This is a genomic window from Dyadobacter endophyticus, from assembly GCF_014641595.1.
GTDB lineage: Bacteria > Bacteroidota > Bacteroidia > Cytophagales > Spirosomataceae > Dyadobacter > Dyadobacter endophyticus.
The window spans coordinates 254201-272986 of the sequence record NZ_BMIA01000003.1 but is presented as its reverse complement, the minus strand read 5'-3'; the positions used below and the strand labels follow the sequence as shown (position 1 = coordinate 272986).

General features: G+C 51.0%; 10 protein-coding genes. 7 read left to right on the top strand and 3 right to left on the bottom strand.

The genetic code is table 11. The annotated features are described in order from the left end of the window. Window positions 1-466 precede the first annotated feature (466 nt). Entirely contained in the window at window positions 467-2824 is a 2358-nt protein-coding gene (locus IEY24_RS20910) for a PAS domain-containing protein (protein WP_188935693.1), read from the bottom strand. Window positions 2825-3014: 190 nt separating this feature from the next. On the opposite strand from IEY24_RS20910, the gene IEY24_RS20905 reads away from it, so the two are divergent. Next, on the top strand, window positions 3015-5048 hold the full coding sequence (locus IEY24_RS20905) for a PAS domain-containing sensor histidine kinase (RefSeq protein WP_188935688.1): 2034 nt from the start codon (window positions 3015-3017) through the stop codon (window positions 5046-5048). Between the two features lie 295 nt (window positions 5049-5343). Here IEY24_RS20905 and IEY24_RS20900 read toward each other — a convergent pair whose 3' ends face one another. After that, window positions 5344-5529, bottom strand: coding sequence for a hypothetical protein (locus IEY24_RS20900; RefSeq protein WP_188935682.1), 186 nt, complete (start codon window positions 5527-5529; stop codon window positions 5344-5346). 17 nt (window positions 5530-5546) lie between these two features. On the opposite strand from IEY24_RS20900, the gene IEY24_RS20895 reads away from it, so the two are divergent. Genes IEY24_RS20895 through IEY24_RS20870 form a run of 6 tightly spaced genes read left to right on the top strand, consistent with a single transcriptional unit; the run spans window position 5547 to window position 16821 of the window. After that, window positions 5547-8606, top strand: a complete 3060-nt coding sequence (locus tag IEY24_RS20895) for a SusC/RagA family TonB-linked outer membrane protein (RefSeq protein WP_188935680.1) — start codon at window positions 5547-5549, stop codon at window positions 8604-8606. Between the two features lie 26 nt (window positions 8607-8632). Next, the gene (locus IEY24_RS20890) at window positions 8633-10201 is read left to right on the top strand and encodes a RagB/SusD family nutrient uptake outer membrane protein (protein ID WP_188935678.1); all 1569 of its coding nucleotides are present in this window, start codon (window positions 8633-8635) and stop codon (window positions 10199-10201) included. A gap of 35 nt (window positions 10202-10236) precedes the next feature. Then, on the top strand, window positions 10237-11826 hold the full coding sequence (locus IEY24_RS20885) for an arylsulfatase (protein ID WP_188935676.1): 1590 nt from the start codon (window positions 10237-10239) through the stop codon (window positions 11824-11826). Between the two features lie 41 nt (window positions 11827-11867). Beyond that, complete coding sequence (locus tag IEY24_RS20880) at window positions 11868-14177, top strand: arylsulfatase (protein WP_188935674.1); 2310 nt, start codon at window positions 11868-11870, stop codon at window positions 14175-14177. A 22-nt stretch (window positions 14178-14199) separates the two neighbouring features. Then, window positions 14200-16023, top strand: a complete 1824-nt coding sequence (locus IEY24_RS20875; protein WP_188935672.1) for a sulfatase-like hydrolase/transferase — start codon at window positions 14200-14202, stop codon at window positions 16021-16023. A 57-nt stretch (window positions 16024-16080) separates the two neighbouring features. Beyond that, window positions 16081-16821: a thioredoxin domain-containing protein gene (locus IEY24_RS20870; protein ID WP_188935670.1), complete on the top strand. Its 741-nt coding sequence runs from the start codon at window positions 16081-16083 to the stop codon at window positions 16819-16821. A 244-nt stretch (window positions 16822-17065) separates the two neighbouring features. Here IEY24_RS20870 and IEY24_RS20865 read toward each other — a convergent pair whose 3' ends face one another. Then, on the bottom strand, window positions 17066-18691 hold the full coding sequence (locus IEY24_RS20865) for an NADP-dependent glyceraldehyde-3-phosphate dehydrogenase (protein WP_188935668.1): 1626 nt from the start codon (window positions 18689-18691) through the stop codon (window positions 17066-17068). Between the last annotated feature and the right edge of the window lie 95 nt (window positions 18692-18786).

Genomic DNA, 18786 nt, shown 5'->3' with positions numbered 1-18786 from the left:
ATCCGGCCGGAATATCGCTGGGTTTCAAATAGAATGTGGACTACAATGAATTATCGGCATTCGGATAAATAGCCTGCGGTGAAATTCCGGTTTTCCCGGAGCCGCAAATCCCAAGGCGGCAGTAGGTGTCGAAATCGGTAAGTAATCGTTTCCAGCCGCCGGCTAAATATATTTCCGCGTGTCAGGGCCGGCGTCTAAAATTTGGGGACGAGTCTTGCTTAGTCTATCAACCCCAAACCCGCTTTTATGACACAACGTGTGAAATCACCCGTCTGGGCTATTGTATTACTGTTGATTTGTTTGGTTTTACGGCTCTGTGATTCCTTGCTGTTCGGTGAAGGAAGCATGCAGAAAAACTTCCCGCGAAAGCACACTTCGCGGCAGGGGGGCGCGGGGAAGCGGAAGATAATTGTAAAACTGCCGGCTGAGGCGAAAGCCGGGGTAGCGGATTCTGTATCCGGAAATCTCACTTCTTCCGGTAGGAGGCAATCTTCGCGTATAACTCCGCCGGCGAAAACGGCTTACTGATATAATCGTTCATGCCCACTGTAAATGCAATATCCTTAATATCCATCATAGCCGAAGCGGTAAGCGCGATAATGGGCAGATGCTGATACTTCTTCCCGGGTAGCTGGCGGATGTGCCGCGTGGCTTCGTAGCCGTCCATTTCGGGCATCTGGAGGTCCATGAGCACGAGGTCATAATCATGGGCCTGCACTTTCTCGAGCGCTACCAGACCGTTTTCGGCAAGGTCGTATTCTATCTCCCACTGTTTCATAAAGTTCTTCATCAGCAGGACATTGATATTGTTGTCTTCCACGATCAGCAGCTTCATCCCTCTCAGGTTGAACTGGTTGGCAGGTGTGCCGTTGCCTTGTTCGGCGAGGTGCTTTTTGCTGACGGGAAACGACAGGCTGAAATAGAAGGCCGACCCTTTGCCGGGTTCGCTCTCGACCTGAATTTTGCTTTGTTGCAGTTCGAGCAGCCGTTTCGTGATCGTCAGGCCGAGGCCCGAACCCCCGTATTTGCGGGTGGTATCTGAAGTGGCCTGGGTAAAGCTATCGAAGATATTTTCGAGTTTGTCAGGCGGGATACCAATACCGGTATCCTCTACCCGGAAATCGATCGTGATGTGTTCGTCCAACTGCTTTGAAACAGAAGCCGAAATGGTCACTTTGCCGCTTTCAGTGAATTTTACGGCATTGCTGACGAGGTTGGTCAGGATCTGGCCCAGCCGGGTGGGATCGCCAACAACCGTGATATTGACGTCGCTTCCCACGTTCAGTTTCAGCATAATGCCCTTTTCATTGGCTTTTTGCAGGACACCGGAGCGAATGTTTTCAAGCAGGGAGAGGACGTTGAAGTCCACTTCCTCAAATTCGATCTTTCCGGCTTCAATCTTGCTGAAATCAAGGATGTCGTTGATCAGCGCCAACAGGTTTTCGGCAGAAAATTTAAGGATATTGAGATACTCCATCTGTTCCGGCTTCGGGTCCTGTTGCAGCAGCAAATGGGTGAACCCGATCACTGCGTTCATAGGTGTCCGTATCTCGTGACTCATCGTGGAAAGGAACTGCGTCTTGGCAATGCCCGCCATTTCGGCCTGCTCCTTGGCCTTGATAAGTTCCTGTTCCGTTTTCTTCTGCTCGTCGATGTCCATGATCGCCCCGTAGAGTTTGGTTACCCTGCCGCTGGCGTCGGTAAATGGTTTTCCAATGGCATGAATGAATTTCACCCGACCGTCGGGGAGCACGATACGGAGGTCGAAACTGGCGGGTTCAAGGTGGTTAATCGCGTCGCGGATGTGCGCTTTGTACAGCGGCAGGTCTTCGGGGTGGATCATGCTCGAAAAGAGCTCGGTCTGCGGCCCGGGGCAGCCGGGTTCGAGGCCAAAAATGCGGAATGCTTCGTCGGACCAATAGTTCTGGCCAGTCACCAGGTCGGCTTCCCAACTCCCGCTGTGCGTGAGCTGCTGCGATTCGGCGAGCATGGCCTCGTTGCGGCGGATCAGTTCTTCGGCCCGTTTCCGATGGGTAATATCATGCCACACCACAAGCAGCACCTTCTTGTTGCTGATCATCACCGGATTGAGCGTGACTTCCACAGGGAACTCTTCGCCATCCATTCGCCGATGGATCCATTCGAAGCGGTTGTAGCCGTTTTCATAGGCGAGCCGGTCCATTTCCACCGATTTTTCCGACGAACGCCGACCGTCGGGCTGGAATTCCGGTGAAAAGCGGGCCGGGTGGATGGAGAGCAACTCACTTTTATTCTTGCATAACAGCATTTTTACGGCCGCCTCGTTGCAGTCCACAATGCCGGTTTCATCCAGCAGTAAATGGGCGTCGGTGGAATACTGGAATATCACACTGAGCTTTTCTTCGACAATTTTTCGTTGTGTAAGGTCTTGTAAAACGCCGTCTAGTCTGCCCGGCTGCTCTTGTTGCATGATATCGTCATGAATGTCGCTCACAGAGCCTACCATTCGTTCGGGCTTGCCGTTCTCAAATCGCACATTTCCGCGGCATTCGAAGTAACGGTAGCCATTGTTTTTGGTTTTGAGCCTTACATGAACAAGGTAGGGGACATTGTTTTCAAACTGCTCGCGGATGGCGTCAGCTACAATCTGTTTGTCGTCGGGATGAACCAGTATTTCGGTAAATGGTTTATATCCAGCAGGTATTTCGTCTGGCTCGTATCCCAAAAGCTCGAAAAAGCGGTCCGACCAAACTTGTTTGTCCGTTTTGAATTCCCAGTCCCATAGCCCGGCATTGATACCGGCGATGACCATATCGAGCGATTTGGCGGAGAACTTGGATTGCATGTTGGAAGTATAGAATTAATTCGTATAAAATTAAAACAATTTCCGAATCTCAAAAACGATAAAACAATTTTGCCAACTCTTTTCAGAAATCGATTATTCCGAAAACTTTTTTAGCGGTGGTGCTGGATGTGTTGGTATTTTGCCGTCTCCCGCGTAAATTGGTGGGTATTGAAATGGCGAAAACCTTTATATGAACGCAGAAACGGATGCGTTGCGACAGCGCATTGAAGAACTTGAAGCGGAATTGGACAAGGCCCGGCTGGGGCACACCGGCGGGGGCGACACACTCGCATACATAGAGGAGATGGAAGGGCGTTTCCGCGCCATTGCCGATACGGCCCCCGTGCTGATCTGGCTTTCCGGCCCCGACAAGCTCTGCTATTTCTTCAATAAAGGCTGGCTCGATTTTACAGGCCGCAGCATGGAGCAGGAGGTCGGTAACGGCTGGGCCGAAGGGGTCCATCCTGATGACTTCGACAGATGCCTTGCCATTTATGTTTCACATTTCGACGCACGCAAGGAGTTCAGCATGGATTACCGCTTGCGCAGGCACGACGGCCAATACCGATGGATCTCCGACAAAGGCGTACCGCGTTACACGACAACCGGTACTTTCATCGGTTATGTGGGAGGCTGCATGGATATTCACGACCAGATTATGTTTTCCGAACAGTTGGAGACGCAGGTAGAGGAGCGGACACGGCAGTTGAAACATTCGGAGCAATTTCTGCAATCGATCCTTAACACGGCCGGGAACAGCATCGCGTCCTACAAACCCATACGAAACCCGGCGGGAAAAATTATGGACTTCCGTATTGTGTATTCTAATGAGGACGCATCGGGCGGCCGTACCACACATGGGACGGGCATTGCCGGAAAAACCTGCCGCGAGGTGTATCCGGGTATTTTCAGGAATGGTGTGTTTGAAAAGTTAGTAAAATGTGTGACAACGGGATGCCCGGACAACTATCAGGTCGATGTCAGACGGAATGGGGATATCTATTGGTTCGACGCCTCCATCGAAAAGCTGGAAGACAGCGTGACGGTTACGACCAGGAATATCTCCGAAGAGCTCAAATCCGATCTGAAACTCAAAGACCTGAACCGGCAGCTCAAAATACAGAATTCGATTTTCAAACATTCCGAGGAAAATGCCAATATAGGCAGCTATGCGTGGAATGTGACGACGAACGAGCTCGAATGCTCCGATAATCTTTACAGGCTGATCGGCTACCAACCCCAGGAATTCAACCCGTCTTTTGAGCAGTTTCTGTCATTTCTTCATCCGGATGACCGGCACCAGGCGATCCGCGACGGTATCCGGGCTTATGAAACGAAGGTGATCGTTCAGAACACCTACCGGGTTATTGCCAGAAATGGCGACGTTCGACATTTCAGGCTCAGCGGAAATTTCATCCAGGAGGGGGAGAATCACTTGATGATCGGGGCATTGCAGGACGTGACCAAAGATGGTGAACTCAGCGATGCCCTGCATAAAAAGAACATGGAGCTGCGCCGGAACAACGAAGAACTGGCTTCGTTCAGCTACGTAGCCTCGCACGATTTGCAGGAGCCGCTCCGGAAGATCCGTGCGTTCAGCAGCAGGATCATGGAAAAGGAAGCACAGCATTTTTCCGAAAGTACTAAGGACTATTTCGCACGCATTATCGCCGCGTCTGTACGGATGCAAAAGTTGATAGAGGCGTTGCTGAGCTATTCGGGGACGAGCGGGGTTAATTTCAAATTCGTGGAGGTTGATATTACCAGCATTGTGGATGAAGTAAGAAGCGATCTGGAAGAGCTCATTACAGAGAAAGACGCAACGGTGGAGGTAGAACAACTGCCGGTTTTGCCGGTGATTCCCGTTCAGTTTCACCAGCTATTGCAGAACCTCATCGGCAACGGCATTAAATACAGCAGTCCCGACAGGAGGCCCGTTGTGCGTGTAACACACGAAATCGTTCAAGATGAGAATGGGCAGGGGCCTTTTTGCCGGCTCAGCGTTATCGACAACGGGATAGGGTTCGACCAGCGTTATGAAAACCGCATATTCGACCTTTTTCAAAGGCTTCATGGCAAAAATGAATATGAAGGTACCGGCATTGGTCTCGCTATTTGCAAGAAAATAGCACAGAACCACCATGGCTACATTCTGGCCGAAGGTAAGCCCGGTGTAGGCTCCGTCTTCCATGTTTATATCCCGACAACCCTTGCGCAGTATTGAAATAGTCCAAAAAGTTGGATATGTCGATGTTGGGATTGTAATAATCTGATAATCTGGCATTAAATACTGCCGCCCTGAAAGTTTCTCTTTCAAAACCCTTGCGTTTTAATTTTCAATAAGTTTACTTTGTCTATCATATTTATAGACTATATAAAATGACTTTGCCTGATTAACCACCAGTCCGGCAAAAAGCATTTGTCCAAAATTCGTATCGTACCTATGAAAGCGAAAGATGTACTTCTAATCCAATTTTCGGGGATGCCCGAGAGCATGGTGGTTTCTAATTGTCCTCGTTTCACAGTTCTGTGCTGTTCCTGTTGTTGACCCCCTGACGATATCCTGAATATTCAGTAACCCTGCTGATCGGCATATTAGGCGTATGCAGATCAGAAACTTCCCGCGCATCCGTATGGCCAAGCACCGTCTGCTTGCTGTTACGTATATGCATGAAGGTAAGCCCTCTTGTGCCTAGATTATCCATTTTATTTACCACAAATAATGATCAAACATCTATTCCGCCTGTTCTTGCTGACGGGCTTGGTATTCACAGGTTTTTACCGTGCTGTGGCACAGGACGCCATTACGGGCGTGGTAAAAGACGAATCGGGGCAGGGATTGCCCGGCGCGACGGTAGTCGAGAAAGGTTCCACCAAATACGCTTTGACGGATATCGACGGGAAGTTCAGCATTCCGCCGGCCAAAGAGTTCCCTTTTACATTGCAAATCAGCATTACAGGTTTCCAGCAGCAGGAAATCGAGATTTACGAACAACCTTCCGAAGCCGTAGAAATCGTTTTGAAAACCGCTAACCTGCTCGACGAGGTGGTCGTGGTTGGTTACGGCGAGCAGAAACGGAAAGACATTACGGGTTCCGTCGCTTCGGTGCCTATCGAGATCAAAAGCCAGCCCGTAGCGTCTGTGGAGCGCCTTTTACAAGGTTCCGTCGCAGGCGCAGTGGTAACGCAGACATCCGGGCAGCCGGGTGGGGGCGTAAGCGTGCAGATTCGCGGGAACAACTCCATTACCGCGGGTAGCGACCCATTGTATGTAATCGATGGTTTCCCTGTCAATAACGACTACGGCCTTACCGACGCGGGTGTAACCGATGGTTCGAAAATCAATCCGCTTTCTTCCATTAACACGGCTGATATCGAGAATATCGACGTTTTGAAGGATGCTTCGGCAACAGCGATTTACGGCTCACGCGGCGCGAATGGGGTAGTCATTATCACCACCAAAAGCGGTTCGAAAAACAAGTCATCCATTAACTATGACGCCTACTACGGGTCGCAGAAAGTGCTCCGGACTATACCTTTGCTGAATGCAGCGCAATGGTGGCAACTGCGGAAAGATGCGGCAGCCAATTCCGGTAAAACGGCTTCGATTCCCACGATTTCGGGCTATTCGCTGGATACTACCGGCGTGGGTACCGACTGGCAGGACGCCGCATTCCGCAGCGCTTCCATCCAGAGCCACAACCTTTCCATTCTTTCGGGATCAGATAAAACCAAGCTTGCGATCTCAGGTAACTATTTCAAACAGAATGGTATCCTGCAAAATACCGACTTCCGCCGCTTCTCGGCCCGCATTAACCTGGATCATCAATACAGCGACCGACTCCGCATTTTTACCAGTCTGAATGCGAGTAATACCAAAGCTAATGTAGCACCGAGTGCCATTGTAGGAAACCTCCTGCAAACGCCGCCTTCGTTGCCTATTTATCAGGACAATGGCACTTTTGTGGTGAACAGTCCGTTTGAGTCGGCATTGCAAAACCCGATCAACTCATTGTACAACCAGCTGAACGAAACCATTACCAACCGTTTCCTTGGAAATGTCTCGGGGGAATACACCATTGCGGATGGCTTGAAAGCCAAAGTGCTCATCGGAGCCGACGTGGTGGGTAACAAGCAGAACCGCTATCTGCCAAGTACGACTTCGGAGGGGCAGGCATTGAGCGGGGACGCTATCGTAGGTTCCGTTTTTACGGCCAACTGGCTGAACGAGAACACGATTAGCTACGACAAGGAGTTTAACGAAAAGAACAAAATCAATGCAGTGGCAGGTTTTACCGCGCAGGTTTCCCAAACCAAAGGTGCTATTGCCGAAGCCGCGGGTTTCGCAACGGATGCATTTGAGTATAACAACCTCGCGACTGGTATCACCAGCATAGCGCCGCGCTCACTGGCCAACAAATGGTCGCTGGCTTCGTACCTCGGCCGTGTCAACTATATTTTCGACGAGCGTTACCTGTTCACACTCACATTGCGTGCGGATGGTTCCTCCAAATTCGGTAGCGGCAACAAATGGGGTTATTTCCCGTCGGCAGCTATCGGCTGGAATGTGAATGAAGAGAAATTCTTCCAGCGTTTCAAAAAGATCAGCCTTTTGAAACTCAGATTAAGCGCCGGGCAAACTGGTAATCAGAACATTCCTGCGTACCAATCGCTGTCGCAGCTGGCCTATTTCCGCTACAACTTCTCGAACACGACCGTTTCCGGTTTCGCACCGAATACCGTTCCTAACCCGAATCTTGGCTGGGAAAAAACATTCCAGACAGATTTTGGGGTGGATCTCGGTTTGTTCAAAAACCGCATTAACATTATCGCTGATTACTACTACAAGAAAACCACTGACTTGCTCCTGACCCGCACTGTACCCGGTACTTCCGGTCTGTCGGATTTTTATAACGGCCAAGCTTCCGTAGTTTACCAGAACATCGGTGCCGTTTCCAACCAGGGTATTGAGTTGTATATCAATTCAAGAAACACAGAAGGTGCATTCAAATGGAACACCATCTTTATTGTTTCCAAAAACACGAACAAAATCCTAAGCCTCGGCGACGGTGTGGACCAGATCATTCCGGTGATTTCCAACCCGTCTATTGCCAAAGTAGGTTATCCGCTCGGCTCGTTCATCGTATACAAAACCGACGGCATTATCCAGGAAGGCGACGCGCCATTGACCCCGCAGCAAAACAAAAGTCCGGGCGGGCAGAAGTATAAGGATATCAACGGTGATGGCGTGATCACACAGGCGGGCGACCGCGTGGTGATTAAAAACCAGCCCGCGTTGACAGGCGGTATCACCAACACATTCAATTACAAAGGTTTTGACCTGACCATTTTCTTCCAGGCTTCGCTCGGCGGTAAATTGTACAATGCCAACCGCGCTAACCTCGAATTGGGTACCGGCTATGTGAATGGCTCGGATGTGTTGCTCAACCGCTGGACGCCAACCAACACCAATACCGACGTGAAAGCGGCCTACCAGGATCCCGCGATCACGATTTCGGACCGTTTTATCGAAGATGCGACTTACTATCGTCTGAAAAACCTCTCATTCGGCTACACATTCCCGAAAGAGCTGCTTTCGAAACTGCGCATTGAGAACCTCCGTCTGTACGTATCGGCGCAAAACCCAAAAACCTGGACGAAATACACCGGCTTCGATCCCGAGGTCAGCCTGAACGGCCAGTCGCTGATCAACAAGGGTGTTGACCAGGGCGTGTATCCGAATAACAAATCTTACCAGGTGGGTCTGTCCCTCACATTCTGATAACCACCATTCCAAAATCGATTGAAATGAAAGCATTTAAATATATTCTGTTGGGTTTCACGGCATTTGCTTCGCTCTCGTGCGAGGAATTCCTGAAAGAGGAACCCGAAGCATTTTTGTCGGAAGACCAGTATTACAAAACGCAGGCTGATGCGGTTAACGCGGTCAATGCGGTGTATTTCTTCCTGAATTCAGGCGGATCGTCGATCCAGACACCTTATAATACACTTTTCAACACTGGTATGAACATGGCTGGTGATGACGAGGACCCGGGACCAGGCGCTACCAACCCCGACGTGCGCTCGTTGTCGGTACTGGCGCATTCGTCGACCAACCTGCGTATTTATGAGCTCTGGCAACAGCATTATGCGGCGATCAAAAAAGCGAATGTGGTGTTGGAAAAAATACCTGCTATCCAGTTTGACGAGGCATTGAAGACCCGCTTGCTCGGAGAAACCAAGTTCCTGCGTGCATTGTATTATTTCAACCTCGTGCGCCTCTATGGTGACATTCCGCTGATCCTCGAATATCAGAAGTATGTCAATGCGGCTGACTATGCCATTGCCAAATCTCCTTCGGCAGACGTTTACGCGCAGATCGAGAAAGACCTCACCGAAGCCGCAGCGGTGCTCCCTGCCACGTATGCGTCGCCCAATGTGGGGCGCGCGACAGCGGGAGCGGCCAAGGCGCTGCTGGCGAAAGTGTACCTCACACAAGCCTCTTTGCCGCTGAAAGTGAGTGCGAAATACCAGTCGGCGGTGAACAAGGCGGAAGAAGCATTATCGGCTGCGGATGGTGGCACCGGTAATTACGGTTACGATCTGGTCGCTAACTATGCCGAGGTTTTTCTGCCTGCATTCAAGAACAACAAGGAGCATATTTTCTCGGCGCAGTTCAAATCAAACTCGTTGGCGCAGGGCAACAACGAATGGCCCCGGGCGATTCTGTCGGGTGTGCCGGGTCTGAATGGCAACTACGCGCACATGGTGCGCTATTACACGCAGGGGACAGACAAGTTTTTCAGTATTTACAAATTGTTCAAACCGGGCGATAAACGTCGTGATGTGACGTTCGTTAGAAGCTTCACCAGCCCTTCCAACGGCCGTAAATATGCATTGCCGATCGCGAATACCGCGGTACCGAACGATTCGACGCCATTCTGGAACAAATGGGCCGATCCCGCGTCGACGGCGGTTACCAACCAGTCGGCTGCCAATGTACCCATTATCCGCTATGCAGAGTTGCTTTTGATCCACGCAGAGGCAGAAAACGAGGCGAACGGCCCGACACAAAAGGCATACAAATCACTGAACAAAGTCCGTAAACGCGCAGGATTGCCTGATTTGACTGCGGGCCTGAGCAAAGACCAGTTCCGCGACTCCGTATACCTCGATCGCCGTTTGGAACTCACCTACGAGTACCAGCGCTGGTTTGACCTGATCCGTCAGCGCGACGCGGCATATAACAGCACTTTCGTGGCCAATCAGCAGAAAGTGGGCAAAACCAATGCGGCTCCGAAGCACGTCTATTTCCCGATCCCGCAATCGGAGATCGACAACAATTCATTGCTGAAACAAAACCCGCTTTGGCAATAACACCGAATTTGTAATCTGTTGGTATTGAAAATTGAATGAATAAAAAAGCTTCCTTTTGGATAGGCATTGCAGGGGCGCTGGCGGTTTTTGCGCCGGCGCTTGCGCTTGCGCAAAAAGCGTCCGAAAAGCCCAATATCGTGCTGATACTGGCCGACGATATGGGTTTTTCGGATCTTGGGAGCTTTGGCTCCGAAATACACACTCCGCATCTCGACAGGCTGGCACAGGAAGGCCTGCGCATTACCCAATTCTACAACAGCGGCCGCTGCTGCCCCTCGCGCGCGGCCTTACTCACGGGCCTTTACCCGCACGAGGCAGGCGTGGGCGACATGGTGCAGGACAAGGGCACGCCCGCGTATCAGGGTTATTTGAGTAAAAACAGCGTTACCATTGCCCAGTTGCTCAAAACCGCGGGATATAACACCATTGCCTCAGGTAAATGGCACGTGGGGCTGGTACCGTCGGCCTGGGCTGTGAACCGTGGTTTCGACCAGTCGTTTACCCTGCAAAACAATGGAAGCGGTTACTTCAACTCCGAGGCACTTTACAACGACGGTCGGAAAGTAACCTTTCAATTGAATGGCCGCGAAATACAGCGGTACGATACTTCACGCTATCTCACACAAGCCATTACCGATTTTGCGGTCCAGTCGATCGATCGCATTAAGGGCCAGCCAAATCCTTTCTTTTTATACCTGGCCTACAACGCTCCGCATTGGCCAATCCAGGCGTTGCCGGAAGACATTGCCCGTTACAAAGGTAAGTACCTGCAAGGCTGGGACGCATTGCGCGAAGCGCGATACCGGAAGCTGGTTTCTTTGGGTATTATTCAAAAAGAATGGAAACTCTCGCCGCGCTACGAAAAGGCACCTGAATGGAATGCATTACCAGAGGCGGAAAAGGACAAATGGGATGCCCGTATGGCCATTTACGCCGCGATGATCGACCGGATGGACCAATGCATCGGGCAGGTACTCGACAAAGTGAAAGCCATCGGCCGCGACCGGAACACGCTCGTTATATTCGTTTCGGACAACGGCGGAAGCGGTGATACCGTCCGCGAATGGGATTATGTTACGCAAAAAACAGGAGAACCCGGCTCAGCACATTCTATAGACAGCTACGACCCGCCCTGGGGTAATGCGAGCAATACGCCCTTTAAGCTTTTCAAAAAGAATACCCATGAAGGCGGCATTGCCTCGCCATTCATCGCCTGGTTTCCCGGAAAAATAAGGGCAAACACATTAAGCACGCAGGTTGGCCACATTACCGACATCATGCCGACAATGCTCGACTTGGCGGGCGTTCGCTATCCTGAAACATTTGCAAATGAAAAGCTTACGCCGCTGGCCGGCAGTTCATTATCACCATTATTTCAAAACCCGCAGGCTACACAATCCAAAACCCTTTTCTGGGAACACGAAGGCAGCCGTGCCGTGCGAAAGTCGGACTGGAAGCTCGTCGCCGAGATCGGGCAGCCGTGGGAGTTGTACGATCTCAAAACCGATCGCAGCGAAAATCATAACCTCGCCAACCGTTATCCGGCGAAAGTAAAGGAATTGGAAAAAGAATACCTCGAATGGGCAGCGAAAGTGGGTGTAGTGGATTGGAATACGATCAAATAGGAATTTGATATTGATTAAGACACATTCAAAAACAGTTTATCATGGGAAAAATATATCGTCCGTGGAATAAATTATCGCTGGGTGCATTGGCTGTGCTCGCTGCCAGCGGTGTGAACGCACAGTATGCGCCGACACCCGCTTACCAGGGCAAGATCGGGAAAACGGTGGCTGAGACGCAGCAATCGTGGCCGGAGAAGAAAAAGGCAGCGAAAGGCTCGCCGAACGTCGTCTGGATCCTGCTGGACGACATCGGTTACGGAGCGATCAGTACTTTTGGCGGGCTGATCAACACTCCTACGCTCGACAGCCTCGCCAACAATGGGTTGCGGTACACCAATTTCCACACCACGGCCATCTGCGCGCCTACGCGTGCAGCATTGCTTACAGGCCGTAATCAGCATTCGGCGCATATGGGACTTTTTCCGGAAACCGCTATTGGTACACCCGGTTACGACGCGCTCATTCCTTTTGAGAAAGGCACCATTGCCGAAATCCTGAAAGATAACGGCTACAACACGTTTGCGTTGGGCAAATGGCATATCACGCCGCTGGCCGATCTCACGCCCGCAGGACCATTCAACCGCTGGCCTACTGGTCGCGGATTTGAGCAATTCTATGGTTTTCCATCGAGAGGCAGCATCGATCAATGGCATCCCGAGCTTTGGGAAGGCACGCACCGCGAACCGGACCGCCAGGATGGTAAGCATTTCAACGAACTGATCGCCGACAGGGCTATCAGCTATTTGGCAAGCCAGAAATCGGGTAATCCGGATAAACCGTTTTTCTTGTATGTAGCAACCGGTGCAGGGCATGCGCCGCATCAGGTAGCTAAAAAATGGTCGGATAAGTATAAAGGGAAATTCGATGCGGGATGGGACGCTTACCGGGAGCAGGTTCTGGCCAATCAGATCAGGTTGGGTGTTGTTCCGAAGACGGCGAAAGTGCCGCCGCGTAACCCGGGTGTGAAAGACTGGAACTCGCTGGGCGCCGAGGAGAAAAAGCTGTACGCAAGGTTTATGGAAACCTACGCGGGCTTTTTGGAATACACCGACTATGAAATCGGAAGGGTTATCAATCATATCCGCGAGTCGGGAGAGCTGGATAATACGGTCGTAATCGTGTCGGTAGGAGACAACGGGGCCAGCAAGGAAGGTACCTTTGTTGGAACTGTAAACAATTTCGGCGCCGGCGTTTCGGAGGAGGAGCGTTTGAAAAAGAACATCGAGCAGATCGACCTGATCGGCACCGAGTTTTCGAAAGTGAATTACCCACTTGGCTGGGCTGCGGCTACCAACGTACCGTTTCGCCATTGGAAGCAGGATGCAAATTCGGAAGGCGGTACGCATAACCCGTTGATTGTCTTTTATCCAAAAGGAATCAAGGAAAAAGGCGGCATCCGTAACCAATATGGCCACGTTTCGGACATTTTGCCTACTACTTTGGAACTGTTGAATATCAAGGCACCGGTGGTGCTGAACGGCATTAAACAGGACGCCATCGAAGGGACGAGCCTTGCTTACAGCCTTAACGACGCGGGTGCTAAAAGCCGTCACACGGTTCAATACTACGAAATCCGCGGCTCCCGCTCGATTTATAAGGATGGCTGGAAAGCGGGTTCCCTGCACGTGAAGGGACAGGATTTTGAGAAAGACAAATGGGAGCTCTATAACCTGACCGACGATTTCAACGAAACCAATGACCTCGCTACTGCCAATCCGGCCAAGTTGAAGGAGCTGAAAGCATTGTTTGATAGCGAGGCTTTGAAATACAATGTGTACCCGTTGAAGGATGGCACCGAGCCGTTTACATTGCCTACTGCCTACAACAATGTGGATAAAGTTGTTCTTTACCCCGGTCAATCGACGATCATTGACGTGGCCAGCCCGTTTGCGTTGAAACGCTCATTCTCGATTGTCGCCGATGCGGTATTGTCGGGTGTTGAAACGGAAGGTGTGTTATTGTCGAGAGGCGGTGCGGCCGGTGGTTTGAGCTTTTTTATCCAAAACCAGAAACTGCAATTTGTGTATGCCGTCGGCGATGGCAACAAATATGTAGTGAGCTCTTCCAGTGCTACTTTGCCGGACGGGAAAGTCGAACTGAAAGCCAGCGTGCAATATGACCAGAACGGAGGCGGTGTGGTGAGTTTGTATGTTAATAATGCGAAGGTAGGGGAAGGAACGCTCACCAGAACTTCGGATGCATTATACCTGCACGAGGGCGTGAATGTCGGCTTCGACGACCTGACGCCGGTAGGCGATACTTACAAAGTGCCTTTTGCATTCACAGGCAAAATCAACAAGGTCACTATTGATCTCGCACCGACACAGCAGGCGGTTTTAGGCGCGAAATAGTAATGAAGTAATTATCACGGTAATGATACAACTGACCCGCAAAATCCTTTGGGCGATATGGACTATCGCATTACATCCGGTCATCGCACAGGACCGCCCGAACATCCTCTGGATCGTAAGCGAGGACAACACCATTCTGCTCGGCAGCTATGGCGACAAGTTCGCGACGACGCCCAACCTGGACCAGTTCGCCACCGGGAGTATCCGGTACAAAAATGCCTTCTCGACCGCTCCCGTGTGCGCGCCCTCGCGTAATACGCTCATTACAGGCATGTACCCGCCCTCCCTCGGCACCGAGCATATGCGCAGCACGTACCCATCACCCGCTTTCGTGAAGTTTTTCCCAAAATACCTGCGTGAGGCCGGGTACTACACGACCAATAATGCTAAAAAGGATTACAATACGACGGACCAGCTCGACGCCTGGGACGAATCGAGTAACAAAGCGACTTATAAAAACCGCAAGCCGGGGCAGCCTTTTTTCGCAGTATTTAATCTGAATGTATCGCATGAAAGCTCACTGCACGAGCCAGTGCCCGCATTAAAACACGATCCGGAGAAAGTGCCGTTGCCGCCTTACCATCCTGCGACGCCCGAGCTGAAACACGATTGGGCGCAGTATTACGACAAGCTGGAAGAAATGGACCGGCAGTTCGGAAAACTGTTGCAGGAGTTGAAAGACGAAGGACTTGCTGACAACACTATTGTATTTTACTATGCCGACAACGGCGGCGTGCTAGCGCGAAGCAAGCGGTTTATGTATGAATCGGGCCTGCATGTGTCGCTGATCGTGCATTTGCCGCCAAAGTATGCGCATCTGGCAAATCAAAAACAGGGTAGTGTGTCGGATAGGTTGGTGACTTTCCTGGATTTCGCGCCTACTGTTTTGAGTCTGGTCGATATTAAAGTGCCTGATTATATGCAGGGAGGCGCGTTTTTGGGCAAACAACAGAAGCCGGAGCCGCAATATGCGTTCGGATTCAGGGGAAGAATGGATGAACGGATCGATATGTCGCGTTCGGTACGGGACAAGAAGTTTCGATACATCCGGAATTATCTGCCAAATAAAATCTATGGCCAGTACCTCGAATACCTCTGGCGGGCACCATCGGTGAAATCCTGGGAAGATCTTTACAAAGCGGGGAAACTGAATGCGGTGCAATCCAAATTCTGGGAGCAGAAGCCAGCAGAAGAGCTTTTCGACGTCGATGCCGATCCGCACAACATTCATAATCTGGCCGGGGACCCGAAATACAGGAAGGAACTGGAACGGTTGCGTAAGGCGAACAACCAATGGATTAGAAGCTATAAAGATGTCGGTTTTATCCCCGAAGCGATCATTTATGAAATTGCCAAAATGACACCTTTGTATGATTATGCCAGAGGTGGCAAGTATAATTTCGAGAAAATTGCCGCTACCGCAGACATTGCTTCCTCCCGAAATCCCGGCCACATGCAGGCGTTGATCAAAGCGCTGGGAGACGGAGACCCGTCGGTGCGCTACTGGGCGGCCACGGGCCTCACGGTACTAAAAGCCGCGTCGGGTAAGGATGCATTGCAAAAAGCATTGAAGGACCCGGAAGTCGCCGTGCGAATTGCTGCCGCCGAAGCATTGTATGTGACAGGCGACGACAAGCCCGGGGCCGTCGTCGCGCTGACGGATGCCTTGAAAAGCGACAATCCGTATGCCCGCCTGCAAGCCCTGAATATCCTCGATCTGACGGGCAAAGATGCTGCACCGGCCGTTCCTGATGCGGAGCGGATTGCAGGACAGAAACCGGAAATGTTCGATTATGACATTCGTGCAGCGAAGGTGCTGCTCCAAAACTACAAGAACGCAAAATAAAAAGTCGATAGCCGAGGCCAACCACCGAAAGCAGTAATCACTTTAAACCCAGTTTCAATGAAAACTTTTAAACGTTTTTTCGCATTGGTATGGTTGCTTGCCGCACATACCGCCCTGGTTGCACAAACCGGACCAAATGCCCAGAACACCGCAAAACGTGACCTCGTTTCTTTCGAGGAATTTGAAGCCCGGCTGGCCAAAGCGGGCAAGAATGCTCAGATTTTGGATGCACGCTTACCGGAAGAGTATGCGCAGAACCATCTAGAAGGCGCAACCAGTTTTAGCGTCGCCAACGAAGCCGACTTCTCTAAAGCCATCGCCAGGCTCGACAAAAGCAAGCCGACTTTCATCTATTCCATCGCCAATGGTCGCAGCGGCAAACTTGCCAAAGACCTGCGCGACAATGGTTTCAAGGACGTCACCGAACTGCCGGGTGGATTGAGCAAATGGATCGGTTTGGGTAAACCCGTGGTGTCCACCGTCGGCCCGGGCCTTTCGCTGGGCGACTACCAGGCTTCTTTGAAATCCGACAAACTTGTGCTGGTTGATTTCGGCTCACGCTATTGCGGCTCGTGCAAGCGGCTGGCACCCATTGTGGATTCTATCAAACACGAGCAAGCCAGCTCGGTGAAAGTAATCAATATCGAAGCTTACGAAAATAAAGCGCTTACCAAAGAGCTGGGCGTGACTGCATTGCCGACGCTGATTCTTTATCGCGGCAACCAGGTAGTTTGGAAGAAAAGCGGCGTTACGCCGAAAGGGGAGATTGAAAGGGTGCTGGCGGAGGCGAATTTGTGATATTGCGGGTAAATCAGCCGCATACTATTACAGAACTGATTTTCGATCAACATATCCCTGGAAAGACAAAGAGCAGCGGAATTGGTAAATGTCTTTGTTCATGCAATTAGCGTGCTTAAATACAACCCAAAGCACACTTCTACAAATTGTCTATTCCAAATTTAAACACCGGTGATCCTCCGGCACAAAAAACGCCCATCCGGAATACCGAATGGGCGAAATGCATTAAAACGAATGCAAAAACTTAGAATATAAACTTCGTACTCAAAAAATTCGAGGTGTCCTCATGCACGATCTCGTTGATCAGCTGCTTGTTGGCGGCGTTCATTTTGAAGGCTACCAGGGAGCGGATTGAGAAGGCGCGGATGGCGTCGGGGACGGAAAGGGTGCCTTCGGCGCTGTCCTTGCGGCCGGTGAAAGGGAATACGTCCGGGCCACGCTGGCATTGGGTATTAATGTTCACACGGCTTACCTGGTTTACCAACGGGTCTATCAGCGAGGCGACTTCTTCGGCATTATTACTGAAAATGCTGACCTGCTGGCCATGGGTCGAGTCGATGAGGAATTCGATGGTTTCTTCGAGATCGTCGAACGGTACGACCGGCACGATTGGCCCGAACTGCTCTTCATGGTACAGCTTCATTTTGCTGTTGACCGGGTAGACGACGGCCGGGTAGAAGAACGAGCCTTCCGATTTGCCCCCGTTTTCGTTGACCACCTTCGCACCGTGCGCTTCCGCGTCGGCGATGCAGTCGTTGAGGTATTCGATTTTATTGGTTTCAGGCAGCGGGGTAAGCGCTACGCCTTTCTCCCACGGCATTCCAAATTTCAGTTCGGCAACAGCCGCGCTAAATTTTTCCAGGAATGCATCGGCCACGGTGCGGTGTACCCAGATGATTTTCAAAGCCGTACAACGCTGACCATTAAACGACAATGATCCGGTGATGATCTCTTTGACAGCAAGGTCGAGATCAGCCTCAGGCGTAACGATGGCCGCATTCTTAGCATCCAGACCGAGTACCGCACGCAGACGGTTCACTTTGGGGTGGGATTTTTTCAATTCATTAGCCACTTTGCTGGAACCGATGAGCGTCAACACATTGATTTTGCCCGATTGCATCAATCCAGGAACGATGGCATTACCGCGGCCGTAAATCACGTTCACGACGCCTTTCGGGAAACAGTCGCGGAAGGCTTCCTGCAACGGGTAATGCAGCAGCGTACCGAATTTCGGCGGTTTGAAAAGCAATGTGTTGCCCATGATCAGTGCGGGGATCAGGGTCGTGAAAGTTTCGTTGAGGGGATAGTTGAACGGTCCCATGCACAATACCACGCCCAGCGGAGAGCGTCTTACCTGCGCTGCAATGCCGTCGACAATGTCGAAACCGGACGAATCGCGATCGAGGTTTTTGAGTGAGTCGATGGTGGCGTAAATGTATTCAACGGTACGATCGAATTCTTTAACGGAGTCGGCAAATGATTTACCGATTTCCCACATGATGAGCTTAACGATAATGTCCTTTTTCTCGATCATCCGGCCTGTGAATTGCTCGACGCAGTGGATGCGCTCGGCAACACCCATCGTAGGCCATTCGCCGCGGCCGCTGTTGTAGGCAGCTACGGCTGCATCCAGCGCTTCCGATGCCTCGGTAGCCGTGCATAAGGGGTAGCTTCCGATGAGCTTGCGTTCGAGGCCGTTGGCTGTTTGCACGGCAATCGGCGAGAAAACTTCATGGAACGGCCCGTCCCAGGTCTTCATTTCGCCATTGCAAAGGTACTCGCGCTGGTGGATCAGGGATGGCAGGCTGAACTCCGCAGGAATGTCTTTTTCTTCAACAAAGATGCTCCTTAACGTGGAATTGAAATCCATTGAATCAGATTTTTGTGGATAAGAATTGATTATAAAAAACGCGCACTTGGATAATGACGAAGTTTCGCAATTATATCCTTATCAACAAGTCGGAT

Bases quoted from the DNA above. Each gene is read 5' to 3' on its own strand.
- IEY24_RS20900 (WP_188935682.1), bottom strand. From the start codon at position 5,529: ATGGATAATCTAGGCACAAGAGGGCTTACCTTCATGCATATACGTAAC.
- IEY24_RS20910 (WP_188935693.1), bottom strand. From the start codon at position 2,824: ATGCAATCCAAGTTCTCCGCCAAATCGCTCGATATGGTCATCGCCGGT.
- IEY24_RS20870 (WP_188935670.1), top strand. From the start codon at position 16,081: ATGAAAACTTTTAAACGTTTTTTCGCATTGGTATGGTTGCTTGCCGCA.
- IEY24_RS20880 (WP_188935674.1), top strand. From the start codon at position 11,868: ATGGGAAAAATATATCGTCCGTGGAATAAATTATCGCTGGGTGCATTG.
- IEY24_RS20865 (WP_188935668.1), bottom strand. From the start codon at position 18,691: ATGGATTTCAATTCCACGTTAAGGAGCATCTTTGTTGAAGAAAAAGAC.
- IEY24_RS20895 (WP_188935680.1), top strand. From the start codon at position 5,547: ATGATCAAACATCTATTCCGCCTGTTCTTGCTGACGGGCTTGGTATTC.
- IEY24_RS20890 (WP_188935678.1), top strand. From the start codon at position 8,633: ATGAAAGCATTTAAATATATTCTGTTGGGTTTCACGGCATTTGCTTCG.
- IEY24_RS20875 (WP_188935672.1), top strand. From the start codon at position 14,200: ATGATACAACTGACCCGCAAAATCCTTTGGGCGATATGGACTATCGCA.
- IEY24_RS20905 (WP_188935688.1), top strand. From the start codon at position 3,015: ATGAACGCAGAAACGGATGCGTTGCGACAGCGCATTGAAGAACTTGAA.
- IEY24_RS20885 (WP_188935676.1), top strand. From the start codon at position 10,237: ATGAATAAAAAAGCTTCCTTTTGGATAGGCATTGCAGGGGCGCTGGCG.